General features: G+C 47.7%; 26 protein-coding genes. 14 read left to right on the forward strand and 12 right to left on the reverse strand.

Annotated features, from left to right (window positions below; all coding sequences use genetic code 11):
* Positions 1-133: 133 nt before the first annotated feature.
* A complete protein-coding gene (locus AC3AP5_RS09660) occupies positions 134-1,063 on the reverse strand; it encodes an electron transfer flavoprotein subunit alpha/FixB family protein (protein ID WP_006957032.1) in 930 nt (309 codons plus the stop codon).
* Positions 1,060-1,809 carry an electron transfer flavoprotein subunit beta/FixA family protein gene (locus AC3AP5_RS09665; RefSeq protein WP_006957031.1) on the reverse strand — a complete coding sequence of 250 codons (750 nt, stop codon included), beginning with the start codon at positions 1,807-1,809 and terminating at the stop codon, positions 1,060-1,062. The genes AC3AP5_RS09660 and AC3AP5_RS09665 overlap by 4 nt, the downstream gene beginning before the upstream one ends.
* Before the next feature lie 137 nt (positions 1,810-1,946).
* Between AC3AP5_RS09665 and AC3AP5_RS09670 the strand changes: the two genes are divergently transcribed.
* Positions 1,947-2,336, forward strand: a complete 390-nt coding sequence (locus AC3AP5_RS09670) for a SufE family protein (RefSeq protein ID WP_006957030.1) — start codon at positions 1,947-1,949, stop codon at positions 2,334-2,336.
* On the opposite strand, the gene tcdA is transcribed toward AC3AP5_RS09670, so the two are convergent.
* From tcdA to rppH, 8 genes are read right to left on the reverse strand one after another with little or no spacing between them, the layout of a single operon-like run.
* A complete protein-coding gene (tcdA, locus tag AC3AP5_RS09675) occupies positions 2,308-3,117 on the reverse strand; it encodes a tRNA cyclic N6-threonylcarbamoyladenosine(37) synthase TcdA (protein WP_487326628.1) in 810 nt (269 codons plus the stop codon). The genes AC3AP5_RS09670 and tcdA overlap by 29 nt on opposite strands.
* Positions 3,083-3,502: a PAS domain-containing protein gene (locus AC3AP5_RS09680; protein ID WP_071463145.1), complete on the reverse strand. Its 420-nt coding sequence runs from the start codon at positions 3,500-3,502 to the stop codon at positions 3,083-3,085. Before AC3AP5_RS09680 ends, tcdA begins: the two co-directional genes overlap by 35 nt.
* A 10-nt stretch (positions 3,503-3,512) precedes the next feature.
* Positions 3,513-4,517, reverse strand: a complete 1,005-nt coding sequence (locus AC3AP5_RS09685; protein WP_487326629.1) for a response regulator — start codon at positions 4,515-4,517, stop codon at positions 3,513-3,515.
* 18 nt (positions 4,518-4,535) lie between these two features.
* Positions 4,536-5,387, reverse strand: coding sequence for a thymidylate synthase (locus AC3AP5_RS09690; RefSeq protein ID WP_487326630.1), 852 nt, complete (start codon positions 5,385-5,387; stop codon positions 4,536-4,538).
* 7 nt (positions 5,388-5,394) lie between these two features.
* Entirely contained in the window at positions 5,395-6,192 is a 798-nt protein-coding gene (gene lgt, locus AC3AP5_RS09695; protein ID WP_487326631.1) for a prolipoprotein diacylglyceryl transferase, read from the reverse strand.
* Between the two features lie 10 nt (positions 6,193-6,202).
* Positions 6,203-6,997 carry a sulfite exporter TauE/SafE family protein gene (locus AC3AP5_RS09700; protein ID WP_487326632.1) on the reverse strand — a complete coding sequence of 265 codons (795 nt, stop codon included), beginning with the start codon at positions 6,995-6,997 and terminating at the stop codon, positions 6,203-6,205.
* 3 nt (positions 6,998-7,000) lie between these two features.
* A complete protein-coding gene (ptsP, locus tag AC3AP5_RS09705) occupies positions 7,001-9,271 on the reverse strand; it encodes a phosphoenolpyruvate--protein phosphotransferase (protein ID WP_272977676.1) in 2,271 nt (756 codons plus the stop codon).
* Between the two features lie 2 nt (positions 9,272-9,273).
* Positions 9,274-9,813, reverse strand: a complete 540-nt coding sequence (gene rppH / locus AC3AP5_RS09710; protein WP_006957022.1) for an RNA pyrophosphohydrolase — start codon at positions 9,811-9,813, stop codon at positions 9,274-9,276.
* A gap of 66 nt (positions 9,814-9,879) precedes the next feature.
* On the opposite strand from rppH, the gene mutH reads away from it, so the two are divergent.
* The gene (mutH, locus tag AC3AP5_RS09715; RefSeq protein ID WP_487326633.1) at positions 9,880-10,560 is read left to right on the forward strand and encodes a DNA mismatch repair endonuclease MutH; all 681 of its coding nucleotides are present in this window, start codon (positions 9,880-9,882) and stop codon (positions 10,558-10,560) included.
* Positions 10,550-11,236 (forward strand): DUF2982 domain-containing protein, encoded by a 687-nt coding sequence (locus tag AC3AP5_RS09720; protein ID WP_006957020.1) that lies wholly within the window; start codon positions 10,550-10,552, stop codon positions 11,234-11,236. The genes mutH and AC3AP5_RS09720 overlap by 11 nt, the downstream gene beginning before the upstream one ends.
* Here AC3AP5_RS09720 and AC3AP5_RS09725 read toward each other — a convergent pair.
* The gene (locus AC3AP5_RS09725; RefSeq protein WP_272977664.1) at positions 11,233-11,979 is read right to left on the reverse strand and encodes an EAL domain-containing protein; all 747 of its coding nucleotides are present in this window, start codon (positions 11,977-11,979) and stop codon (positions 11,233-11,235) included. The genes AC3AP5_RS09720 and AC3AP5_RS09725 overlap by 4 nt on opposite strands.
* 159 nt (positions 11,980-12,138) lie before the next feature.
* Between AC3AP5_RS09725 and AC3AP5_RS09730 the strand changes: the two genes are divergently transcribed.
* The 8 genes from AC3AP5_RS09730 (at position 12,139) to arcA (ending at position 20,197) form a co-directional block, all read left to right on the forward strand.
* Positions 12,139-12,561, forward strand: a complete 423-nt coding sequence (locus AC3AP5_RS09730) for an ATP-dependent zinc protease family protein (RefSeq protein ID WP_006957042.1) — start codon at positions 12,139-12,141, stop codon at positions 12,559-12,561.
* Positions 12,558-13,463, forward strand: a complete 906-nt coding sequence (rimK, locus tag AC3AP5_RS09735; protein WP_006957041.1) for a 30S ribosomal protein S6--L-glutamate ligase — start codon at positions 12,558-12,560, stop codon at positions 13,461-13,463. The genes AC3AP5_RS09730 and rimK overlap by 4 nt, the downstream gene beginning before the upstream one ends.
* On the forward strand, positions 13,463-14,488 hold the full coding sequence (locus tag AC3AP5_RS09740; protein WP_006957040.1) for a succinylglutamate desuccinylase/aspartoacylase family protein: 1,026 nt from the start codon (positions 13,463-13,465) through the stop codon (positions 14,486-14,488). The genes rimK and AC3AP5_RS09740 overlap by 1 nt, the downstream gene beginning before the upstream one ends.
* Positions 14,481-14,828 carry an Hpt domain-containing protein gene (locus tag AC3AP5_RS09745; RefSeq protein ID WP_487326634.1) on the forward strand — a complete coding sequence of 116 codons (348 nt, stop codon included), beginning with the start codon at positions 14,481-14,483 and terminating at the stop codon, positions 14,826-14,828. The genes AC3AP5_RS09740 and AC3AP5_RS09745 overlap by 8 nt, the downstream gene beginning before the upstream one ends.
* An 80-nt stretch (positions 14,829-14,908) precedes the next feature.
* Positions 14,909-16,612, forward strand: coding sequence for a flagellar assembly protein A (locus tag AC3AP5_RS09750; protein ID WP_488301210.1), 1,704 nt, complete (start codon positions 14,909-14,911; stop codon positions 16,610-16,612).
* 3 nt (positions 16,613-16,615) lie between these two features.
* Positions 16,616-17,635: a class I SAM-dependent methyltransferase gene (locus AC3AP5_RS09755; RefSeq protein WP_487326636.1), complete on the forward strand. Its 1,020-nt coding sequence runs from the start codon at positions 16,616-16,618 to the stop codon at positions 17,633-17,635.
* Positions 17,636-17,741: 106 nt separating this feature from the next.
* On the forward strand, positions 17,742-19,361 hold the full coding sequence (locus AC3AP5_RS09760; protein WP_006957036.1) for a HAMP domain-containing histidine kinase: 1,620 nt from the start codon (positions 17,742-17,744) through the stop codon (positions 19,359-19,361).
* Positions 19,362-19,474: 113 nt separating this feature from the next.
* Positions 19,475-20,197 carry a two-component system response regulator ArcA gene (gene arcA, locus AC3AP5_RS09765; protein WP_006957035.1) on the forward strand — a complete coding sequence of 241 codons (723 nt, stop codon included), beginning with the start codon at positions 19,475-19,477 and terminating at the stop codon, positions 20,195-20,197.
* Here arcA and AC3AP5_RS09770 read toward each other — a convergent pair.
* Positions 20,191-20,544, reverse strand: coding sequence for an Hpt domain-containing protein (locus AC3AP5_RS09770; RefSeq protein WP_286681466.1), 354 nt, complete (start codon positions 20,542-20,544; stop codon positions 20,191-20,193). The two genes, arcA and AC3AP5_RS09770, sit on opposite strands and share 7 nt — an antisense overlap.
* A gap of 188 nt (positions 20,545-20,732) precedes the next feature.
* Here AC3AP5_RS09770 and folE2 point away from each other — a divergent pair, with 188 nt between their 5' ends.
* The 3 genes from folE2 to AC3AP5_RS09785 all read left to right on the forward strand — a co-directional run bounded on the left by folE2 (position 20,733) and on the right by AC3AP5_RS09785 (position 23,342).
* Positions 20,733-21,659 (forward strand): GTP cyclohydrolase FolE2, encoded by a 927-nt coding sequence (folE2, locus tag AC3AP5_RS09775; protein ID WP_286681467.1) that lies wholly within the window; start codon positions 20,733-20,735, stop codon positions 21,657-21,659.
* Positions 21,660-21,782: 123 nt separating this feature from the next.
* On the forward strand, positions 21,783-22,367 hold the full coding sequence (locus AC3AP5_RS09780; RefSeq protein WP_286681468.1) for a DUF2726 domain-containing protein: 585 nt from the start codon (positions 21,783-21,785) through the stop codon (positions 22,365-22,367).
* A 24-nt stretch (positions 22,368-22,391) separates the two neighbouring features.
* Positions 22,392-23,342 carry a cobalamin biosynthesis protein gene (locus AC3AP5_RS09785; protein ID WP_487326637.1) on the forward strand — a complete coding sequence of 317 codons (951 nt, stop codon included), beginning with the start codon at positions 22,392-22,394 and terminating at the stop codon, positions 23,340-23,342.
* Positions 23,343-23,365: the final 23 nt, after the last annotated feature.

Raw genomic sequence — 23,365 nt, forward strand, 5'->3', positions numbered from 1 at the left:
TTTACGGCGGTGATGATTGAATCATGTCCGATGAGTTAAAAATATGCAAGTACATCAGGTCGAAAAGTATCGAAATTGACACGGTCGATTGTTAAAACGCGGTAATCGACCGTGTCATTAAAGGCGAGAATAACTAGAGTTTTTCGTTTAACTCAGGTAAGACTTCAAATAAATCAGCGACCAAGCCATAATCGGCCACTTGGAAGATAGGTGCTTCTTCGTCTTTATTAATAGCGACAATCACTTTTGAGTCTTTCATACCCGCTAAGTGTTGGATAGCCCCACTGATACCGACGGCAATATACAATTGTGGCGCAACGATCTTACCGGTTTGACCTACCTGCATATCATTCGGTACAAAGCCTGCGTCTACAGCGGCGCGCGAAGCACCCACAGCTGCGCCTAGTTTGTCAGCGATATCTTCGATCAATTTAAAGTTTTCGCCATTTTGCATACCACGACCACCCGAAATAACGATTTCGGCGGCGGTCAATTCTGGACGCTCTGATTCGGCTAATTGTTCTCCGACAAATTCAGACTTGTCGTTATCAAAGACCGCATCAATCGCTTCAACCGAGCCCGAACCGCCTTCGCTTGCCACCGCATCAAAAGCAGTCGCCCGCACCGTAATCACCTTAATGGCATCTTCGGCTTGCACGGTCGCAATCGCGTTGCCTGCATAGATCGGACGCTTAAACGTATCCGCAGATTCAACCGCAATAATGTCAGAAATTTGCGCCACATCGAGCAATGCAGCCACACGCGGCATAAAGTTTTTGCCCGTTGTCGTTGCTGGCGCGAGTACGTGACTGTAGTCTTTGCCCAAATCGGCAACTAACTTGCTTACATTTTCTGCGAGCTGATGTTCGTACACGGCATTGTCGGCCAACACTACTTTGTTGACGCCTTCAGCCTTTGCGAGCTCATCAGCGACTGTTGCGCAGTCTTTACCTGCGACTAATACATCAATATCACCGCCAATGGCTTTCGCCGCCGCCAAGGTTTTCAGCGTGGCAGGATTTACGGCGTTATTGTCGTGTTCTGCAACCACTAAGATGCTCATAGGACTTTGGCCTCATTCTTCAGTTTATCGACAAGCTCATCTACGTCTGCCACTTTAACGCCCGCACTACGTTCTGCTGGCGATTCAACTTTGAGTAGCTTCACAGTACGTTTCACCGAAACGTCCAAGTCGTCAGTTGAAACAGTTTCAAGTGGCTTACGCTTTGCTTTCATGATGTTCGGCAACGAAGCATAACGCGGTTCGTTTAAACGTAAGTCAGTCGTGACGACTGCCGGCAGAGCCAACTTCACCGTTTGCAAGCCTCCATCAACTTCGCGCGTTACAGAAACGTGACCATCAGCCACTTCTACTTTCGATGCGAATGTGCCTTGAGGCATATCAGTAAGCGCAGCTAGCATTTGACCGGTTTGGTTATTATCCGAGTCAATCGACTGCTTACCTAAAATGATCATGTCAGGCTCTTCACGCTCAACAACGCCTTTAAGGATTTTTGCGGCTGAAAGTGAATCCGGCATATCGTCGGTTTCAACTTGGATAGCGCGGTCAGCACCTAACGCCAATGCGGTACGCAATTGCTCTTGCACTGCTTTGGGTCCAATAGATACCACCACAACCTCATCGGCTGTGCCTGCTTCTTTCAAGCGCACAGCTTCTTCGACTGCGATCTCACAGAACGGGTTAAGCGCCATTTTGACGTTAGCCAAATCGACGTCTGACTGATCTGGCTTCACGCGTACTTTGACGTTGTAGTCAATGACGCGCTTCACCGCGACAAGTATTTTCATGTCACTTTCCTTTTGTTGGAACTGATCTAAGTTACCTGGATTTAAAATTTGTTAACTCCGCTATTATCCTAGACTGGAGGCTATCTCACAAGTTATGCGACAATAACAGAAATTTGTTGTAATCAGGAGTTTACACAGTGATACAGCCTTCACGCAAACCTATCGGTTGGGAAAAGCGCTATCGTGAGCTTATCGAACTTGCCAAAACGATGCCAGCGTTACCCGAACAATATCGTGATAAAGCCCATGAAGTTGGGGGCTGTGAAGCAACGGTATGGCTCTATTTGGATTGCCAAGACAAGCAGCGTATTACCGTGCGCTTTGATAGCGTCTCACGCATTGTTAAGGGGTTATTAGCATTGATTCAAGCGGAGCTCGACGGCCATAGCGCAACGGACATTGCTCAATTCGACATTGATGAATTATTCGCCAACTACGGCCTCACACAACAACTGACGCCGTCTAGAGCCAATGGTTTATACAACGTGAGCAAAGTACTCAAGCAGCGCGTCGCTCAATGCGCTTGAGCAAAGTTGATACTGCAAACATGGCAAAGCTACAAGTGACCACCATTGCCGCACCAAAACCAGAACTGCAGTTCATTTGCATGGTGCCGCTGCCGGGTTTTTGAAGAGTGACTTCACCCTCATGCTCTCCGGCGACCCAGGGATACCGTAGCTGCTCCTCGGAATAAATGCAGTCAACGCCCCATTTGCGCTTAGGGTTCTTGGAGAAATTAAAATCACGGCGCAGTTTAGAGCGCACCTTAGCCAACAACGGGTCCTGTTTTGCTTTTGCCAGGTCCGCTACACGAATTTGGGTTGGATCTATTTGTCCTCCCGCACCGCCACAGACCACTAATGGCAGTTTATTACGCTTACAGTGCGCTACTAAAGCAGCCTTGGTGTTAACGCTATCAATAGCATCCAATACCGCGGTAACGCCGCTTAAGTGAGTAGCAAAGTTTTCTTCTAGTAAAAAATCGTCAACAATATTGACCTTGCATGCGGGATTAATCGCACGTACCCGCTCCGCCAATACCTCGGTTTTAAGCTGCCCTATCGTGTTAAAGTCAGCGGGAAGCTGGCGGTTAATATTAGTCACGCAGACATCATCAAGATCAATCAAGGTCAATTCGCCAACACCACTACGCGCAAGCGCTTCAACGGCCCACGAACCGACGCCACCGAGTCCGGCAATAGCAATGTGTTGGTTACGAAATGTCTTCAGTGCTTTGCGTCCGTAGACGCGTTCAACGCCACCTTGGGCTTGGTCATTCGGTGCGGGTTGCTTGCTCGCTGACGTCATAAAGTATCAGTCCTACCTGAAATATCTCGCCACGCGTATCATGCAGTGGCATAAGGGTAATATTCTGTTGCATCCATTGCTGCTGCCCGCTCAGCGGGCGACTGTGTCGGAATCGAAACACATAGGGGCGCTGTTCCCAAGTAATGAACACCCGGGCATCTAGGTTCCACACGCGCTCTACTTTCTGGCGAAACCAATGCTCATCGATCTCAGGGCAACATTCAAATAGGATTTTATCACGAACTTGACTGGGGCGCAGACCGCTGTGGTTGGTCATAAACTCATTCCACATTTGTACGCGATAATCACGATCAAGCACTACGATACCGATATCAATAGCACCTAGCAGGCTTAGTTTAGCGTGTAACTCATCCATTTCACTCATCACTGCCTCCTTATTCCGCGTACCAGTGGGCGACCTGTTGGTCTAAACGTTGCACCGCATCTTCCGGTAGCAAAATAAGTAAATCGAAACCAATGCGATGTTTGGGGAGCTGATAACCAATTTCTATCGCCAACACCTTTTGCCAACGCTGTTGTGGCTGACTCAGCAAATCCGCTAGGGATTTATGCTGTCCTAGCAACACCGGTTGCGATGCGGTAAATTCGACGTGCAATTGATGACCTAAACCGTTGAGACACGCGGAGGTAATAATCGAAGCAATATCCATCAGTGCTTCAATGCGCTGCTGCTGTTCAGTACCCGAAAGTTGTTCGCCCAATAACTGACGCACGTCTTCCACTGACGTATCGGTGAGCAACGTGAGCGCCTCGCCTAAAATACCCGACCCTGCAAACCCTTGGCTGACCGCCGATACACGCTCCGCTTGATCAATGGATTGCAGCGCCATGTGTAGCTCTGACGGAGCTATCCAGTTAACATTGGGCACCGGTAGCTCAATAAATTGATTTAATACGCGAGCAATATGGTCACCTGCCTGACCCATGGCGACATTTGCCACTTCGCGATAAACGTCCAACGCGCTGGCTGCCACTTCAACTTCGCTCGCCTCCTGCAAATGACCGCTACCGGGCTGATAAAGACCAAACTGTTGTAGATGTTGAGCTATTTCAGTCGTTTTGAATGGCTTTTTTACAAAAGCGAGTGCACCGAGTTTTATTACGCGTTGATAGGCCTCAGGTTGAATATCACCAGAAATGACAATGACGACGCAGTCACGTTCATACTGCGCTAAATGCTCGAGCACCTCATAGCCGTCCATGATCGGCATATTCAGATCGAGCAGCAGTAATTGCGCTTCGCCGTTCTCGATCCGCTGCAATGCTTGTTCGCCATGCTCTGCTTGATACACGGTCGCATCCCAGTCCTTGGGTAAACTTTTTATCAGCTGCTTACGCGCCATCCGTGAGTCATCACACAGGGTCACCTTCAACGTCATTTGTTTAACCTTTGGTCATTAGACTGCAAATGGATATTTAATCGGCGGGTGATGCTGATAACCCTCAATCGAGAAATCGTCTTTCGTCACCCACGTTTCAATATCCTGCAGCGTTTTAATATCGGGATTAATACGCAGTTGTGGCGATGGATACGGCTCCCGCTTTAGTTGCACATCGCGCATAAGCTCAAGTTGATTTTCATAAATGTGTGCGTTGACGATTTTGTGAAACACTTTACCCGGTTTATGTCCCGTAATACGCGCTACAAGCGCTAACAACACAAAACACTGAATTTGATTAAAGTTCAACCCAAGCGGGACATCGCAACTGCGCTGATAGGACGTCAAATACAATTTGCCATTCAGTAGCGAAAAAGTGTGCGTATGCATACACGGACGCAAGCATCCCATGTCGAGCTCGCCGGGGTTATAAAACGTAACGATCTCGCCTCTATCGTCAATGCCCTGAGTTAAGTCATCAACGACCTTTTGCAGTTGGTCAAACTGGCTACCGTCCGGTCGTTGCCAAGCGCGGCCTTGAACACCATAAACACGCCCCATGTCATCGGGCCCTTTGCGATGAGGATTGGCTAGCCAGCTGGCGTTTTCATTGGCATTGGCGTTCCACGTATTACAGCCGATATCGCGAAATTGCGCAGCGCTGTCATAACCGCGCAGATAGCCCAGTAGCTCAGCGATAGCCGCCTTGTAATAGCTTTTACGCGTAGTAATGAGAGGAAACTGATTGTGCTCGACATCGTACTCTAAATCGGCGTTAATCACCGTCAAACAGTTGATCCCGGTCCGGGCGTTGTGCACCCACTCTCCTTCATCAATGATACGCTGACACAGCTGAAGATATTGTTTCATTATCGACCTATGCTTTTGAGCTATTTTTTTGCGCGTAAATCAGAAGTCCGACACCTAAAATAATCATCGGAATTGTAAGCCATTGTCCCATCGACATGCCCAAGGAGAGAAGGCCTAAATGCGCATCCGGCTCACGGAAAAATTCGACGGTAAAACGCGCTATACCGTAACCCAGTAAGAATAAACCGCTGACCGCACCGGTGCCGTGTGGCTTACGTTGGAACCACCACAGTAGCGCAAACAAGAGTAAGCCCTCTAGTGCGGCTTCATAAAGCTGTGAGGGATGCCGCGGTACGGGCCCACCCGATGGAAAAATCATTGCCCAAGGCACGTCCGTTACACGTCCCCACAGTTCGCCGTTGATGAAGTTACCCATCCGTCCAAAGAATAATCCCATCGGCACGAGAGGCGCAATCATGTCACCGACCGCCAAAAACCGGCGGTGGGTTACGCGAGCATAAAGATACATCGCTGCAATAACGCCCAGCAAACCGCCATGGAAAGACATTCCGCCTTCCCATACTCGAAATAAATACAGCGGGTCAGCCATGAACAAGTCAAAGTGATAGAAAATCACATAGCCGATGCGGCCACCGACCAAAACACCTAGAAAACACCAAAATACGAGATCGGAGAATTTATCGCGCGTCCAATTTGGCGACCGCTCGGCTTGTCGCCCACCCCACCACAAAGCAAAAACGAACCCTAATAAGTACATCACACCGTACCAGTGGATAGCTAACGGGCCTATACTAAAAAGCACAGGATCGATATCAGGGAACTGCATGTATTCGTTTAGTGGCACTACTCACTCCTTAAAAAAATATCAGCTTTATAGCCACAACAATGAGGAAGATTGCAAATATACGCCGCAACTGTTTGACCGGCAAACTGTGCGCCAGTTTGGCGCCCACTGGAGCACAAATGACTGACGCAATCGATATGGTTAGCCACGCGGGGACATGAATGATACCTAATGCACCGTGCGCCACACCCGAGCTGTACCCTTTGATAATAAAAATGAGTACCGCACTACAACCAATGATAAAACTGCCTAGCGAAGATATCGCAATAGCTTGTCGCACGGACAACCCGCAACGCTGTAAAAAAGGCACCGTTAATGCACCGCCGCCTATGCCAACGAGCCCTGAGATAACACCAATGCTTGTTGAGCCCACGCTTAACCAACGCTGCTTAATATGTTTAGCGTTCACTTCGCGTTTACTTTGCGGTAAAGACATGCGAATGGCGAGTACCACCAATACCGTCGAAAACAACATTTTCAGCCAGTGCGGGTCGACAGCAGTCACTAAAAATGCCCCTACCATCGCGCCTAACGACAATCCGGGTAACACGCGGACGACCCAAAAGCGCTCCTGTAAGCCCGAGCGATAATGGCTAAAGGCCGAACTCGCGGTTGTCATGCAAATCGTAGCCAAACTCGTTGCAATTGCAGTCGGCATCACTAATGCCGGCTCAATACCTAATTCAGGTGCAAGATAGACGAGCAGCGGCACAATAACTAAGCCACCACCAATACCCAGTAAACCCGCTAAGGTCCCGGCCAGCACACCGCCCAATAGGCACCAAACAATGACTGTAAGTTCCATATGCTATTTCCCTGCCCTTACAAAACCACCCAAGCCCATGCTTTCCATTTTTTCTGAAATCATGCTTCGAACTTGCTCAGGTCTACGCGCCTGTAATGCTTTAGCCAACATCACCTGCAATGTACTCGAACGTACGTTCCGCAAAATCCAGCGGACGCGATCGACGTTGTAACTGTTCATACTCAACTGTCGATAACCCATCGCCACAAGTAACAAGGCTCCACCCGGGTCACCGGCGAGTTCACCACAGACGCTGACAGGTTTGCCGAGCTCTTCACACCGTCGTGCAATTTCATCGAGGCTGGCAAGTACGGCAGGATGGTAGGCATCGTACAGACTCGCAACACGCCGATTATTGCGATCGACGGCAAGTAAGTATTGGGTTAAATCATTGCTGCCCACCGAGAAAAAATCGACTTTGCTTGCCAACATGGGGAGCTGATAAATCGCGGCGGGTACCTCTATCATAACGCCCAACTGAGGTTGAAATAAGTTAACACCGACCGCGCAACCTTGCTCTTCGGCGACTTCAAAGTAAGCCTGTTTAAGTAAGCGTGAAGCCTCTTCCACTTCGCTCACACTGGTAATCATCGGTAGCAAAATACGTAGATTACTGCGCCCGATGCTCGCTCGTAACATCGCTCGAATTTGTACCAAAAATATCTCTGGATGATCGAGTGTGAGTCGAATCCCACGCCATCCTAAAAACGGATTATCTTCCTGTAATTGTAAGTAGGGCAGCGGCTTGTCACCCCCCACATCCAAAGTCCGCATAATGACAGGCTGGTCTGGGAAGCAATCCAATACTTCCTTGTACATTTCAACCTGTTCATCCTCTGTCGGCAATTGTTCGCGCATCATGAAAGGGATTTCAGAGCGGTACAGTCCTACACCATCAATATTGAGGTGTTTTAAGTGCTCCTGATGAATATCGAGTCCCAAGTTGAGATGCAGGCTGACACGTTGTCCATCTTGCGTTTGTGCTGGCAAATGCGCATGTTCTGCAACGATGGATTTCAGCTCTTCTTCTTCATCAGCTAAGTGTTGATACTGCTCACGCACTTGCGGCGGCGGGTTAATGTAGACTTCGCCCGTATACCCATCAACAATCAGGATTTTTTCGGAGAAATAATGTAACTCAATATCATCCACGCCTAAGACAGCGGGAATACCCATGCTTCGTGCCATAATCGCGGCATGCGAGTTACTTGAGCCTCGTAAAGAGATGATGCCAGCAATTTTGGTGCGTGGTAGCTCCGCCAACATAGAGGCTGTCACCTCGTCGGCGACCAATATACCTTGCTCGGGAAACGCTCGCCGCTTACGTTGACGTTGCTGCAAGTGCATGAGTACTCTTTGCCCAATATCTCGTACGTCTGTGGCACGCTCACGAAGATAAGAGTCCTCGAGTGCTTCAAACTGATCAACAAACTCTTCGACCACGTGCTTTAACGCGGTTTGTGCTCGCCACCCTTGTCCGATCATTGCTTCAACGGCATTGCCTAAGCTTGCCGCATCCAACATACCTTGATAGACATCGAATATTGCCAAAGTATCGTCAGGCACCTGACCATACATACGTTCAGCAAGTTGCTTTAATTCAGCACGGGTACGCGCGACGGCCTGTCGAAACTTGCGTACTTCATGTAACGGACGGTCGGTTTTTTGCGGTGATACTTCCTTTAAACTGACCTCGGGCCGCGCAACATACGCATCCCCAATCGCTACTCCCGGCGAGCCGGGCAACGCTTGAATGCTGTGCACCCAAGGCGAGTGCTCATCGGTGAGTAGACCCTTAGTATTTGCGTGTGCGATGACGACCGATAGCTGTGCCGCCAATGTCACGACAAAGGCCTCTTCCTCACGCGTAAAGTGACGCGCCTCACTTTGATGTACAACAAGAATCCCCAGCACTTTACGGCGATGGATAATGGGCGCTGCCAGTAACGCGCGGTACTGCGACTCATTCGAGTCTAGTAGTTCTTTGTTAGCTGGATGATTACTGATATCAGCAATATTCAGTGGCTCTTCACGTTGCGCGGCGAGCGAGATAATACCATCCCCAAAATCAACTCGAATCGGCTCGCCAGACGCATCCGCTAAACCATCACTTGCCGCCATCACGTACTGATGGGCTTGGGCATCGGCTAAAAATACGCTACAACTGTCTGTCTCAAGTGCCGAGCGCACTTGAGACACCATCGTGCGAAGCGCCAGCTGAAAGTCAGCCGCTTTATTCACACTTTCGACGATCCGCTGTAGCGTCACCAGCATCATTAACGCTTCCGTCTATTTGAACGACCATGCCGAGCATGGCGGTTCGAGGTCTTTGGGGTGTTCAGACTGGGCATTGCATACGCAGCGAACTCTCTCATCACGCGTCGGTAAACGTCACGTTTAAACGAGACGACTTGACGCACAGGGTACCAAAAACTGACCCAGCGCCAGCCATCAAACTCCGGGTGTCCGGATTGTAAAACGTCGACATCTTCTTCACGACACTTCAGTTTTAACAGAAACCATTTTTGTTTCTGTCCAACACACATGGGCCGTTGTTCTCGCCGAATTAACCGCTTGGGTAAACGATAGCGAAACCAGTGACGGCTGGTGTACAGAATTTCTACCTGCTCTGGCTTGAGACCGACCTCTTCCCAAAGTTCTCGGTACATCGCCTGTTCAGGGGTCTCACCATCATCTATGCCGCCTTGCGGAAACTGCCAGCTATGCTGATTAATACGGCGAGCCCAAAATACCTGCCCATGCCCGTTACAGATGACGATTCCTACGTTTGCTCGGAATCCTTCAGCATCTATCACGCGAGCATCCTCAATTATTCTTTGATAAAGTGATTCTTCCATAAAGGGCGACTTGGGGCAAATCAAATGCGTTATACAGTACCGACGCCAACCTCTATAGACGAACTATTACAGCGCGCAAATCGGCTAACAGGACAATCATTCGCCCAGTTAGCAAAGATAGCCAACTTACACATGCCCAACGATTTAAAGAAGGATAAAGGTTGGGTGGGCATGATGCTCGAACAACACTTAGGCGCCAGTGCGGGATCTAAGCCGCTACAGGACTTTCCTGATCTGGGTGTAGAGCTAAAAACATTACCCGTCGATGAACAAGGCCAACCATTGGAAACGACCTTTGTATGTGTTGCCCCGTTGCTAAATACGTCTGGGTTGAACTGGTTAAACAGTAACGTACGTAATAAGTTAAGCTGTGTATTATGGTTACCCATCGATGGACGTCGAGCCGTTCCTTTAGCAAAACGCGTCGTCGGTCAGCCTTTTTTGTGGCGTCCAACAAACGAACAAGAGCAAGCCTTGCAGTCGGATTGGGAAGAACATATGGATCGTATTGCATTAGGTGAGGTCGAATCGATCACAGCACGACAAGGCGAGTTTTTGCAAATTCGCCCGAAGGCTGCGGATGGTAGCGCGCTCACTGAGGCGGTCGGACCCAACGGTCAGATGATCCAAGTGCGTCCGCGGGGCTTTTATTTAAAGAAAACATTTACCCGAGCGATACTAGAACAGGTGTTTAATGCAGTTTAACGTCACCCCACAAGCAAAGCGTAATGCCATTACGTTCTGTGCTGTTGCGATAGGGCTCATCGCACTTTTGGTTTTTATGCATTTAGTGCGAGACGATATTCCAGTTGGAATTTCTGTGGTCATCGGTGCTGCGGCTGGTATTTTGTTGCTGCTTGGCGTAGGAAAGCTGATTGAGCCCCCCGTATCATTAGCCATCACCCCAGACACCATTCGTTACATTCACCGAAAAGGCGAGTGGCAACTGGATTGGGACAATGTAGTGCGTTTCGATATTCCCCGAGTGCACCGCTTAATGGAGCTCGAGGACGCGCCGTTTTTGGGCTTTCGTGTTTACAACAACGATGCAATTTTGCAAACCATTTCGCCCCGCTTAGCGTCTGCTATCTTATTTGAGCAACGCCAGTTGATGACCATGGCGTTGCGTCACGAGCGTCCAGAACAAGCTGACTACAGTGAGTACTTTGATATACCTGAGCGTTTTGTCAGCTCAGAGGGACGTGTTTATAAGGGGCTTATCGCAGTCTTTGGTCGCCGCATGGAACAAATGCGCGAACTACTCGGTTACGATCTTTATGTCAGCGCAAACGCACTTGATCGAGACATCTATGAATTTAGAAGTCATCTGCAACGACTGCAGGCATCTCGACAAGAAGCGAAACTGGACAATACCCGTTAACGCGTTAAACGCTCGAAGTCGGGGATTGTGTACGCCTCGACTTCCGGCTTTTGAAACAAATAACCTTGCATGAGCTCAACGCCGTTGTACTTAAGATAGTAGTATTCCTCTATCGTTTCGATGCCTTCTGCTACAAGCGTGATGTCTAATTCTTCTGCGGCACGCTGAACCGCTGCAAACAGCGCCTTTTTGATGCGATCCTCATGAATATTTCGAATCAACTTCATATCGATTTTAAGTAAATCGGGTTGAAAGTCTGCTAACAAGTTTAGCCCAGCATACCCCTCACCAAAATCATCAATGGCTGTTAAAAAGCCATGTTCACGATAGGTTTTGAATACATCAACGAGTAGACTGTGATTCTCGACCTTCTCGTGCTCGGTCACTTCGAAAATAATATTTTCACGTGGCAACCCAGTTTTACGTGCTGTTTTGAGCGTTTGCGCAAGACATGTCTCGGGTTCATAGATCGCATTAGGCATAAAGTTAATGCTCACTTTCGACGGTAATTGAATGCGAGCAGCGGTCTCTATTGCCGTCATCCGACACGTTTGATCAAAGGTGTACTTGTTCGAGTCATTGACTCGAGATAATACCTCACCAGCACCTTCTCCGTTAGAGCCTCTTACTAGGGCTTCAAACGCAAACACGTTTTTACTATGCACGTTCACTATCGGCTGAAAAGCCATTTTGATATCAAAGCCTAGTTCAGACTGGCAATCGCATGATGGACAAGCCGCCATGTTCAGGTTCCTCGTTTCAATTATTTATCGCGTGATCTAAGGTAACGGAATATAGGATGATTTTGATCAATATAAAAATGCACGCGCCACGACAAATTTTTCTTGCCTTTATTTAAATATAGTGTAATTAAGCGCTGCGTATATCGAATGGAGATTTTAATGGAAGTTTTAGGTTGGAAAGAATGGGGGCAGTTGCCCGACATCGGGATTGATGCAATTCACATGAAAGTTGATACCGGTGCCAAGACGTCTTGTTTGCATGCATTCAAATTAGAGCCTTTTGAAAAGGATGAACAGCCTTGGCTTCGTGTCTATGTTCATCCGCATCAAGACAGTGTTGAGGAGCATGTCTTTGAAGCCCCTATTCATGACCAGCGTGAAGTCACTGATTCCGGCGGTCATACGGAAGTTCGCTACGTCATAAAAACACGGCTGTGTCTTGGTCAGTTTGATGGACCCGTTGAACTCACTTTAACCAACCGCGATACTATGAAGTTTCGTATGCTGCTAGGTCGACAAGCTATGCGGAAGCGGTTTATGGTAAATCCAGAACTGGCTCATCAACTAGGAGAGCGCCCATGAGAATCGCCATTCTATCTCGAAATTCCAAACTTTATTCGACACGTCGCTTAATCGAAGCTGCGAAAGCGCGTGGTCATGACGTCGACGTGCTAAATCCGTTAAGCTGCTATATGAACATCAATGCGCGTGAGTCATCAATTCATAAACATGGTGTGGAATTACCGTATTACGATTGTGTCATACCTCGTATCGGTGCGTCGGTGACTTTCTACGGTACTGCCGTATTGCGTCAGTTTGAGATGATGGGAACCTACCCGCTGAATGAATCGGTAGCGATTTCCCGTAGCCGCGACAAGTTGCGCTCACTGCAGTTACTCTCTCGCAAAGGGATCGGTTTACCCACAACCGGTTTCGCGAGTCAGCCTCAGGATATTCCTGATCTCATTGATATGGTCGGTGGTGCGCCTCTAGTCATTAAATTGCTCGAGGGAACACAAGGCATTGGCGTTGTTTTAGCAGAAACCCGGCAAGCTGCTGAAAGTGTTATCGAAGCGTTTATGGGACTACAGTCAAACATTATGGTGCAAGAGTATATTCGCGAAGCCGGTGGCGCCGATATTCGCTGCTTTGTTATCGGCGATAAAGTCATCGCGGCTATGAAGCGCCAAGCAAAAGAGGGAGAGTTTCGCTCAAATTTACACCGTGGGGGTAGCGCATCACTGATTAAACTGACACCCGCCGAACGCGCAACAGCGGTTAAAGCCGCCAAGACCATGGGTCTTAATGTAGCGGGTGTTGATTTGTTACGCTCTAACCACGGCCCTCTGGTCATGGAAGTTAACTCATCGCCAGGACTTGAGGGGATTGAAGCGGCGACCGAAAAAGATGTCGCGAGTCAAATTATTGCATTCATGGAAAAGAATGCCAAAGCTCATAAAACGCGCACTAAGGGACGCGGCTAATGGCAGCGAGAAAGCCGCGTATGGCGGTGTTTGAATTGGCAGGCTGTCGGGTTGAGCCAGGCAGCCACCAGCATGTACGTTTGCCAGCAGCGCGTTTATATAACGATGCGCCGCTCGACCTAAGAGTCGATGTTTTTCATGGTGTTAAGCCAGGTCCCGTGCTGCTATTAAGCGCCGCAATTCACGGCGATGAGCTGAACGGTATCGAAATTTGTCGGCAAATCATTCAGCGCATTAATCCATTGGAACTTGCTGGCACGCTCATCGTTGTGCCCATCGTCAATCTATTTGGCTTTATTCAGCAATCCCGTTACTTGCCGGATCGAAGAGATCTTAACCGTTGTTTTCCTGGCTCCGAACGGGGCGCTTTAGGCTCCCGTATTGCCCACCTCTTTAACGAGGAACTTGTCCAAAAGGCTTCGCACATTGTGGATTTGCACACCGGTGCCATCCATCGCAGTAATTTGCCACAAATTCGTGTCGACATTGATAACGAGAGTGCTTTGGCAATGGCAAAAGCCTTTGGTTCTCCGGTCATTCTCAATTCAAAAGAGCGGGACGGCTCCTTGCGCGCGCTAGCCAATAGTTTAGGAATTCCACTTATTTTGTATGAAGCGGGCGAGGCGCTGCGATTTGACGATGCCTCGATAAACTCAGGCGTGGTTGGTGTTATTAATGTACTTAAGCACCTCAAAATGCTTAAAGGACGACGCCAAGGCCGAAGAATATCGCCGGTCATTTCAAGCCGTTCTACTTGGGTACGCGCCGAAAAAGATGGCTTGGTGCTTCGCAAAGTTGAACTCGGGCAAACAGTGCAACCTGAACAAGTTTTAGCACACATTGCCAGCCCGCATGGTGACGATGTCGATGTGATCACCTCCCCCGTGCCAGGTATTATCATCGGCTGTACTAACATCCCAGTTGCAAACGAAGGCGAAGCACTATTTAACATCGCACAATTCGAGTCAGACAGTTTAGAAGAAGCGACCGATATTATAGATTCCTTTACTGAAACTTATGAATGAAATGACTGACTGCTTAATGAACTTTCAGCGCGGTTTGCGCCACTGCGACGGACAAGTGAATATTTACCAAGCTGTGCTAAAGGCCTTTCGTGAACAATATGCAAATCGCCTTTGCCAGCATCACAGCATCGCAAGTGATGCGCTCTATCAAGAACTCCACTCTCTGAAAGGACTGAGTGCGACCATAGGTGCTCAGTCTCTTAGCGAGCTAACAGAAAGCGCATTTAAGAACTGGACAAGCATGAGTGATGACTCAAGAATAAAAGCACTCGACAGTATACAATTTGAGTTATCAAAAGTCCTTGACGAGATTAAAGAATACTTAACACAAAATAACTGATTAAAATAAGCGCAATCTTATTTATTTTTCGCTATTATCAGTCGATATAACAATAACAATAAACATTCGAACAAAATGTTATGCCAGAGTCCAGCAGAGCGATACAATTCGAGCGCTCCGCCAATGATGTCTACGTCAGTGTTTTAAAATCGGCAAAGGACACGACCGCGGAGCAGATCAAGACGGCTTTTGAAATGAGCCGTTTTGCTGAGGCGCTGTTGGTTGATGAAAATGTCTTTGAACAAGTCATAAAAAACTTTAAGCAATGGCAACTGAGTGAACAGACGCCCTCTAGCCGGTACTCTGAGCGTATCGCCACGCTGGAAGACGCCCGTCTATACGTGATAATCAGCGATGACCACATGACCGCCACCTTAAGCTGTGACGCCGCACAAGGCGGTACGCCTATCGAACGCCAAGATGTCCTCGAAGCGCTCAAAGGTGCTGGAGTCGTAGCGGGTATAAAGCGAAAAATGGTCGACAAAGTCATCAACCATGCCCAAAACGTAGAGCCCGGCAGTCATTTTGATGCCATTATTGCCCGAGGCGTGACCGCAAAAAATGGGCATAACGCCTGGTTTGAACGACTGGTCGACGATGCTCGGCAACGTGTTTTACGTCCGCAAGCGCGCGAAGATGGAACGGTGGATATGCGTGATTTAGGTGAACAAGTCACGGTGTTGGAAGGTGATCCTTTACTGCGCAAACATCCTCCGACTAAGGGTCGCCACGGCTGCACGGTAAAAGGTGATGTCATCGAAGCCTTCGACGGCGAAGATACTGACATGGCGCCTGGGGAAGGCGCTCGCTTTGATGATAATGACCCAATGACAATTATTGCCGCTCGCACAGGGATGCCTTGGTTTACGCACAACTCTGCCAGTGTTGATGATGTACTTACCCTGAAAACCGTTGATGTTTCTACCGGCCATGTGAAGTTCAAAGGCAGTGTTATTGTTACTGGTAACGTCACAGAAGGCATGCGCGTTGAATGCACGGGTGATATCACCGTAGCTGGTTATGTTGATTCCGCTCACCTTTTCGCTGGTGGGAGTATTACCGTTCGTAAAGGTTGCATTGGTCACATCTCGTCAGAAGATGAACAACGCTTGCAAAGTGATGAGGCTTATATCCCCCACTTATCATCCAAACTTCATGCCAATGATTCGATCTGGTGTGCCTATGCACAGTATGCTTTTTTAAAATGCAATCAGTCGCTGACTATCGACCGACAACTGACTCACTGTCATGTTGTGTGTCATGGGGAGGCATTTATCGGTGGGCAAGATAACTCGGCTCGAGGAAAAATCATCGGCGGAACCTTTGAGACCTGTGCCCACATCTGTGCAGGCCAATTGGGCGCTCGAGCAGGGACACTCACTCGCTTTATACTCAGTGTACCACCGCCACCAGTCAGCACCTTACAGGCACTGAGCCAGTTATATCATCAATTACGCGCGATAACCTCACGCTTAAGAAGAGTAGAAAAAGGTATTACACGCTGCCAGTCGCTTGCCAATAGTGAGCAACAAAAGTCACTGAAGCACTCACTTGTAACGGGCGCTAAGTCGGAGCTTGAAAGGTTACGCAGTATACAGAATGACCTCAAAGTTATGCGCGCTTCGCTAAAAAATCATACGACACTGCGTATTATGGCAGCAAAAGAGGTATTTCCTGGTGTTCAACTCGAATACGATCATAAAAAACTGCGCATCAAGGAACATCGAGGTGGTACACTGTTACTACTTAAAGATCATGAACTACGAATGGATATCCTCAGATAACTTATGCCCGCTCAATCGACCTCTGATGCCGTAGCTCGGCTACTCAGCCGTCACCAAGATGCAGAGTGGCTGTCCACTCCTCGCGATAAGCGTTTAGTGATACACCCCGATGGCAGCCAATTAGCAACCCTGTTCGACAACGCGTGGTGTCTGCATGCGGGTCATGCGATGCATTATTCACATGCCTATACTCAGGCGCTATCCCCAAAGCTCGAAGCTTATCAGTTGATACTGTTGGTGGTTGCGAAGGAGCAGTCTCTTAACCAATGGATACTGCACCAACTGTCCCTTCAAGCCCCGTCCGCTCGCATTCTGATCGTCGGCGAAAAACGCGGCGGTGTTACTAGCTTGGTAAAAAAATTGCCTCCCGCCTTTTTAAAAGCACAAAAACTTGCCTCGGGTAATCATTGCCAACTGTTTCAAACCCGCGTCCTAACAAAGCCGTTGACGGATTCAGAGGCACCTGCACTGAGTGGATTCGATGTGGATTGGCGAGGTGTTTCTGCCTCATTCAGTGCGTACCCGGGAGTTTTTAGCCAAGGCCGGCTGGATGCAGGTACTGCATTGTTACTTGAACATTTGCCCGAGGCGATTCAAGGCAAAGTGCTTGATTTTGCATGTGGATGCGGTGTCATTGGCGCACTCGTCGCACAGAAGTTCGCCGTCGAACTGACAGCATCCGATGTTAGCCCAATGGCCATTGCGAGTACGCAAATGAACTGGGAAAAGCTTGGCATCCAGGGACGTTTAATACTCGCTGACGGTCTATCAAGCCTTAGCGATGGGTCATTTAACTGGATCCTTAGCAACCCCCCATTTCATACCGGATTACGCACCGATTACGACATTGGTGAGCAATTTATTAAACAGGCATTTAAGAAACTCGCACCGAACGGCACACTGGTCATTGTTGCGAACCGGTTCTTACCGTGGCCAGAACACATGCGGCAGGTATTCAGTCATTGTGATGAACTGGCTGATAATGGCAAGTTTAAAGTGTTACTAAGCAAACGCTTAAGTTGAATATACAAATCTTCGCGCTGAATACATTGATATTTAGATGCACACTCATTAACCATTTGATAACATAGTCTAAACAGGATAACAAAGTCGTTTATACAGCAAAATAATGCAAACCATTTCGCTCAAAAGAGGCTTAATCTACATTGTTCTATTGATTACCGTTGTCGCCCTTGCTATCGGTTTCAGTATCAATCTATTCAGCCAAGTTAGCCAATACCGTCAAGCACTTTTGGAACGCAGTGAATCCGATGCTCGAATGATTGCCGCGCACGCAGTGCAAAACTTAGCATTTAGCGATAACACCGCGGAACAACGGCGGCTCGCGACGTTGAGCAACAACCAATTTATTCAACATGTACATATCTATAAAATTGATACTGTGAGCGGCGACTTGAGCTTTTTCTCAAGTTATAACAAGGAAGGGCTCGCCCCCATTCCTGCTAAGTTTGCACAAATAGAAAGATTAACCGCACCCCGTTTACAAGACGATTATATTGAGGTTGCTCAAGCGATACAGCTGGATGGTCAAGTCGTCGGTTACGTATATCTGCGCGCAAGTGCCGACGAATTAAGACTCTTCAAGTTACGTTCGATTGCGGTCGCGTGCACTGTTTTTGTATTAACGCTGCTCATGTGCACATTATTAGCGCTGCGTTTACGCCGTATATTAAGTCAACCGCTTGATAGGATCGTTGACATTGTGTCACAGATATCGCGAAACAAAGACTACGGTCTTCGCTTGCCGGAATCTCGCGTTAATGAGTTCAATGAATTAGGTAATGCCCTCAATATCATGCTCGAGCGTGTACAACATCATATTTTACGCCAACAAAAGGCGGAACGAGAAGCCAGTCAGTTGAACGCAGAGCTTGAGCAACAAGTCACTCAACGAACAAAAGCACTACGCGAATCAAACCAGGAACTGCTCACCACACTCGAACAGTTGCATAAGTATCAGGGACAACTGGTTGAGTCGGAAAAAATGGCATCTCTCGGCGATATGGTGGCCGGCATAGCCCATGAGGTAAATACGCCTATCGGCTTGTCGGTCACCGCTTCAACGCTGCTACAAGATAAGCTGGAGGTCATGCGTGAAAAGTTCGATGAAAAGCGCATTTCAACCAATGAGTTTGCTCGCTTTCTTGAAGACTGCACAGAAAATCTATCCATTATCTATCGCAATTTAAATCGCGCAGCGGATCTTGTAACAAGCTTTAAGCAAGTGGCTGTCGACCAATCTACTGAAATCGATAGAGCGATTGATATTGAACAGTTCACTCGCGATTTGCTGATTTCGGTTAAGCCGCGTCGACTTGACATCGAAAAATTTCCAATTGAGATTAGTTTCGACCCAGGACTTTGTGTGGTCACTAAAGCCGGACCTTTGAACCAAATACTTATAAATTTAATTACCAACTCGATGGTGCACGGATTTGATCGCCGCGAACAAGGAAAAGTTAACATTTTATTTGAACGACGTGAAAGCGAACTCGAAATCACTTATCGCGATGATGGCAAAGGTGTTCCTAATGAGATCGGTAAAAAGATATTTGATCCTTTCGTCACAACAAAGCGCGGCTCTGGCGGTAGTGGTTTAGGCTTACACCTTGTCTATAACTTAGTGACCCAGGTATTAGACGGTCAGATACACTTTTTTAGCGAACTTAATCACGGCGTTGAATTTATTGTTCGTTTTCCGGTCAAATCGTGCGAAAATCAAACTTAACTGGGGTTTTTGTTGAAAATTTTTGAACAAAAGTCATAATGTGGCATCAATAGAACTGTATTTAATACATTTTAATTCGTCACTCGAACTCATTGCTAGGAACGCATTGCTTTATGAACGCCAGACTTTTAATTGTTGAAGATGAGGTGGTTACTCGCCAAACATTAACACGACTTTTTCAGCAAGAAGGTTATGAAGTGTTTGACGCTGCTGACGGCTTGCAAATGGAAAATATCATGCGTCAAGAGCGTATCGATGTTGTTATCATGGATGTTAACCTTCCGGGTAAAAACGGTCTCGAGCTTGCAGAGTCTTTACGTGAAAGAGATAACATTGGCCTTATCTTCTTAACAGGAAGAGACAGCGAAGATGATCGTCTACTTGCGCTGGAGCTTGGTGCAGACGATTATCTAATCAAGCCATATAACCCTAAAGAACTGACTATTCGTGTTCGTAACTTGTGCCGTCGTATCGAATCGTCACGTTCAAGCAGCCCCGTCGATAACGATAGTGTACAATTTAACTTCCACGGCTGGCGTTTAAACAGTGACAGCCGTTGCTTATACTCTCCCGACAATCAAATGTTTAGATTGCCCAAGAGTGAGTACCGCGCGCTTGAACTGTTCTTAACGAACCCTGGCCGTATTCTGGACCGTGAGACACTCGTAAAACGTATGTTGGACCGTGACTTACGTCCCAATGACCGAACTGTCGATGTGGCTATTCGCCGCATTCGTCGTCATTTTGAATCACATCCAGACACGCCCAATTTAATCACCACCATTCACGGTGAAGGTTATCGGTTTATAGGCGAGGTAGAGCAAGAGTCTCAATGAGACTGTTGCTCTAGCCATTGTTGAATCTGCTGACGGTGTGGGATCACATTGTCAGCCCACTCTACTAGCCACTGCTCCGCGGTTGGCCAACCCCACGACTCCTTCTCAAGGTTTTCCATATATACGGCCAAAGCCTTGAGTCCTACGGAACGACAGGCTCCCTTGACTTTGTGCGCTTGTGAGCGCAACTGTGCCTCGTCTTTCTTCGTCGCGGCTTCGTGCAATAGGCTTGCATAACCCTGTATCACTTGATCAAAGGTTTTTAGCGTCATTTCTAATCCATCTTCGCCCAGCGACTCGTAGTATTGTTGCAGCAGTTCGGTATCGATTACATCCGAATTTGTCATAAGTTATCCATTTCGAATCTAAAACCTTATCCTGTGCGTAATCGTACATTGAGTCAACCGATACCTTTAATCGGTTTTATTTGATTAATTTTTAGCTTCGGGAATGAAATGATCCCCCTATCTAAGATATACTACCGGACCTAGAGTTTATGCTTGATAAATTGAAGAAAGAGCGGAGTTCCAAACGAATGCCGAACAGTATGCCCGACGTAGCCAACCAAACACAGGCCCAGACTGAAGGGACCTTAGATTGGGTAGGCATGAGCAATATCGAAGTACCTATGATGGTTGCAGCTTCTGACGCATCAGAGCGTCCTGTTGCAGCTCACGTTGAAGCTTTTGTTAATTTAAAAGACCCAAAAGCTAAAGGCATTCACATGTCTCGCCTTTATCTTCTTTTGGATCAACTATCAACCGAAGGTGAGTTAAGTCACGCTTCTTTGAAGCAATTGTTACGTGACTTTATTGAAAGCCATCAAGACATCAGTGATCGCGCCTTCATCAAGTTTGATTTTGATTATCACCTTCGTCGTGAATCACTGATTAGCCGCAAAAAAGGATGGAAAGCCTATCCGGTCAGTTTAACAGGTCGCTATGATGAAGGTCACCTGAATCTTGAGTTGGCGGTTGATGTGCCCTATTCGTCAACATGCCCATGCTCTGCCGCATTGGCTCGTCAACTTATCCAAGAAGCATTCGATGCAAAGTTTGCCGAGCAAGAGCATATTGATAAGGCGACTATCCATCAATGGCTTGGGACTACCGAAGGCATCGTTGCAACGCCACACAGTCAGCGCTCCACAGCGCAAGTCAAAGTAGCGCTGAGCGATAGCGTAGAAGAATTCCCGATTGTTGCACTGATCGATGCGATTGAAGACGCGCTTAAGACACCCGTTCAAGCAGCGGTTAAGCGTGAAGATGAGCAAGAGTTTGCGCGTCTAAATGGGCAGAACTTGATGTTCTGCGAAGATGCATCACGCAGATTACAGCACCGTCTTGTTCAAATGCCTATCTTTGAAGACTTCTGGGTACGCGTTAATCATTATGAATCATTACATGCGCATGACGCAGTGAGTGTGACCACTAAAGGTGTGAAAGGTGGTTATAGCTCATAAGGCTAAAATCATCGAATGCGCGATTAAAAAGCTTGGCAACCGCCAAGCTTTTTTACTTTTGGCACACTAGTTGCAGTAAATATCTCAGCAAATCATCCGTCAAACTTTTGTTGAGGTGTCACGATGGAAATTATTCTATTACTGTTCGTTGTTGTATTAATTGCTGTAGCTGTTGTTGCGAGTCGCATGTCAGAAAGCTATGTCCCCTATCCTTACAAGATGAAGGATGTCACTTTTTGCTCAGCACAAGAAGCACAATTTTTGACATTACTTGATAAAGCCGTCAGTGACGACTTTAGGATTTTTACCAAAGTTCGCTTGAGTGATCTTGTTTCCGTCAAAAGCGGTCTTTCTCGCGCTGCTCAAAAGGATGCGCAGACCAAGGCAAGTCAACGAATCCTCGATTACGTATTGTGTGATATTGAGACAATGGAAATCAAAGCCGTGATCGAGCTCGAGCCTGCATCGCCACAGCTGAACCAGCAAAAACGTAATCTATTTTTGAAGAATGCGCTCGGTGCTGCGGGCCTGCCATTTCTCCGCTTTAAAGCCCAACCGGGTTATCGCGTGGCAGAGTTAAAGCAGTATATACACGCTAAAATTCAGCAGGCGGAGCATATTAAAGCGGCTATCCCAGGTGATCAACAACGTCCAGCAACGGGCGAACACCATGGCAAGCACGGCCATGAATCACCTATTGCAGCTTAAGCCGACATTTGTAAGACTTCGTGTATGGATGCACACTTGCTCTCTTGGGTTTATCACCCTATCGTACTGGCCACATTAGCGCTCATTATTGAGCGCTTTTTTTCGTTGCCAGAACATTGGCATCCCCTGACGATCTTCCGCTTGTTTGCCAAGTTTCTGACAGATAAGGTATGTCACCAAGCCCACGGCAACACCCAGCAAACTGTCGCTGGAGCCTTGTTGCTTGGGCTTTTGCTACTAATATGTTTGCTTCCCGTGAGCATCATTCAAATGAGTGCCGAATTGCATGAGCTAACCGGTGTTGTCTGGCTTTGGTTTGCAATTAAATACAAACGTACATTAAATCAGACAAAACTCGCCGCTATGGCGCTGAATAAAGGGCAAAAACGTGCCGCTCGAGCTATCGTGAGTCGATTCGTCCCCTTTGACTGCGAACAGCTCAGTCAAATAGGCCTCGCCAAGGCAATTTTTGAGGTTCGTTTGCGGATTCTCGTTGTTAATGTACTCGCGCCTTTACTTGCTTGGTACGTATCGGGACCTATCGCCGCACTCGCGATACGCCTAATTATCGAATGCCATCATTTATGGCCTGTGCCCGCCCCACGCTACCAGCACTTTGGTCGCGCCGCTCAAGTGCTCTATCAGACAATTGAATCACTGGTTTTAGTCGTACCGGCCTTACTTTTACGACCGTGGCTTTGGCTCATAAGAAGACGTCCAGCAGTGGCGCTACGACAAGGCCAAGGCTTGTCGCTCGGTGCCTTTATGTGGTTAGATTCACAAAGTCGGTTGTACAACTTGAGTCTCGGTGGCCCGCAAAAATACCACCATAAACGGCTCAGTCGTACACGCTTCGATGGCACTCTTTCACCCCAAATAGTACAAAATAAGCTTTATTTAACAGGTATTTGGCTCGATATAATAATAATCATGCAGGTTTTTCTGTGTTTGGTTTTGTTCATTTATCGACCCTGAGGTCGAGTTCGTATATACTGTGC

The sequence above is a fragment of the Idiomarina sp. D18 genome (genome assembly GCF_057748155.1).

What these genes read in the sequence shown, in the direction of transcription:
- mutH (WP_487326633.1), top strand. Translation starts at nt 9,880, where the DNA reads ATGCGTTATACAGTACCGACGCCAACCTCTATAGACGAACTATTACAG.
- folE2 (WP_286681467.1), top strand. Translation starts at nt 20,733, where the DNA reads ATGCCGAACAGTATGCCCGACGTAGCCAACCAAACACAGGCCCAGACT.
- AC3AP5_RS09700 (WP_487326632.1), bottom strand. Translation starts at nt 6,997, where the DNA reads ATGGAACTTACAGTCATTGTTTGGTGCCTATTGGGCGGTGTGCTGGCC.
- AC3AP5_RS09665 (WP_006957031.1), bottom strand. Translation starts at nt 1,809, where the DNA reads ATGAAAATACTTGTCGCGGTGAAGCGCGTCATTGACTACAACGTCAAA.
- AC3AP5_RS09690 (WP_487326630.1), bottom strand. Translation starts at nt 5,387, where the DNA reads ATGAAACAATATCTTCAGCTGTGTCAGCGTATCATTGATGAAGGAGAG.
- AC3AP5_RS09760 (WP_006957036.1), top strand. Translation starts at nt 17,742, where the DNA reads ATGCAAACCATTTCGCTCAAAAGAGGCTTAATCTACATTGTTCTATTG.
- AC3AP5_RS09725 (WP_272977664.1), bottom strand. Translation starts at nt 11,979, where the DNA reads ATGGCGGCTTGTCCATCATGCGATTGCCAGTCTGAACTAGGCTTTGAT.
- arcA (WP_006957035.1), top strand. Translation starts at nt 19,475, where the DNA reads ATGAACGCCAGACTTTTAATTGTTGAAGATGAGGTGGTTACTCGCCAA.
- AC3AP5_RS09660 (WP_006957032.1), bottom strand. Translation starts at nt 1,063, where the DNA reads ATGAGCATCTTAGTGGTTGCAGAACACGACAATAACGCCGTAAATCCT.
- AC3AP5_RS09745 (WP_487326634.1), top strand. Translation starts at nt 14,481, where the DNA reads ATGAATGAAATGACTGACTGCTTAATGAACTTTCAGCGCGGTTTGCGC.
- AC3AP5_RS09720 (WP_006957020.1), top strand. Translation starts at nt 10,550, where the DNA reads ATGCAGTTTAACGTCACCCCACAAGCAAAGCGTAATGCCATTACGTTC.
- AC3AP5_RS09685 (WP_487326629.1), bottom strand. Translation starts at nt 4,517, where the DNA reads ATGACGTTGAAGGTGACCCTGTGTGATGACTCACGGATGGCGCGTAAG.
- AC3AP5_RS09780 (WP_286681468.1), top strand. Translation starts at nt 21,783, where the DNA reads ATGGAAATTATTCTATTACTGTTCGTTGTTGTATTAATTGCTGTAGCT.
- AC3AP5_RS09755 (WP_487326636.1), top strand. Translation starts at nt 16,616, where the DNA reads ATGCCCGCTCAATCGACCTCTGATGCCGTAGCTCGGCTACTCAGCCGT.
- tcdA (WP_487326628.1), bottom strand. Translation starts at nt 3,117, where the DNA reads ATGACGTCAGCGAGCAAGCAACCCGCACCGAATGACCAAGCCCAAGGT.
- rimK (WP_006957041.1), top strand. Translation starts at nt 12,558, where the DNA reads ATGAGAATCGCCATTCTATCTCGAAATTCCAAACTTTATTCGACACGT.
- AC3AP5_RS09740 (WP_006957040.1), top strand. Translation starts at nt 13,463, where the DNA reads ATGGCAGCGAGAAAGCCGCGTATGGCGGTGTTTGAATTGGCAGGCTGT.
- AC3AP5_RS09680 (WP_071463145.1), bottom strand. Translation starts at nt 3,502, where the DNA reads ATGAGTGAAATGGATGAGTTACACGCTAAACTAAGCCTGCTAGGTGCT.
- AC3AP5_RS09750 (WP_488301210.1), top strand. Translation starts at nt 14,909, where the DNA reads ATGCCAGAGTCCAGCAGAGCGATACAATTCGAGCGCTCCGCCAATGAT.
- AC3AP5_RS09770 (WP_286681466.1), bottom strand. Translation starts at nt 20,544, where the DNA reads ATGACAAATTCGGATGTAATCGATACCGAACTGCTGCAACAATACTAC.
- AC3AP5_RS09785 (WP_487326637.1), top strand. Translation starts at nt 22,392, where the DNA reads ATGGATGCACACTTGCTCTCTTGGGTTTATCACCCTATCGTACTGGCC.
- AC3AP5_RS09730 (WP_006957042.1), top strand. Translation starts at nt 12,139, where the DNA reads ATGGAAGTTTTAGGTTGGAAAGAATGGGGGCAGTTGCCCGACATCGGG.
- ptsP (WP_272977676.1), bottom strand. Translation starts at nt 9,271, where the DNA reads ATGCTGGTGACGCTACAGCGGATCGTCGAAAGTGTGAATAAAGCGGCT.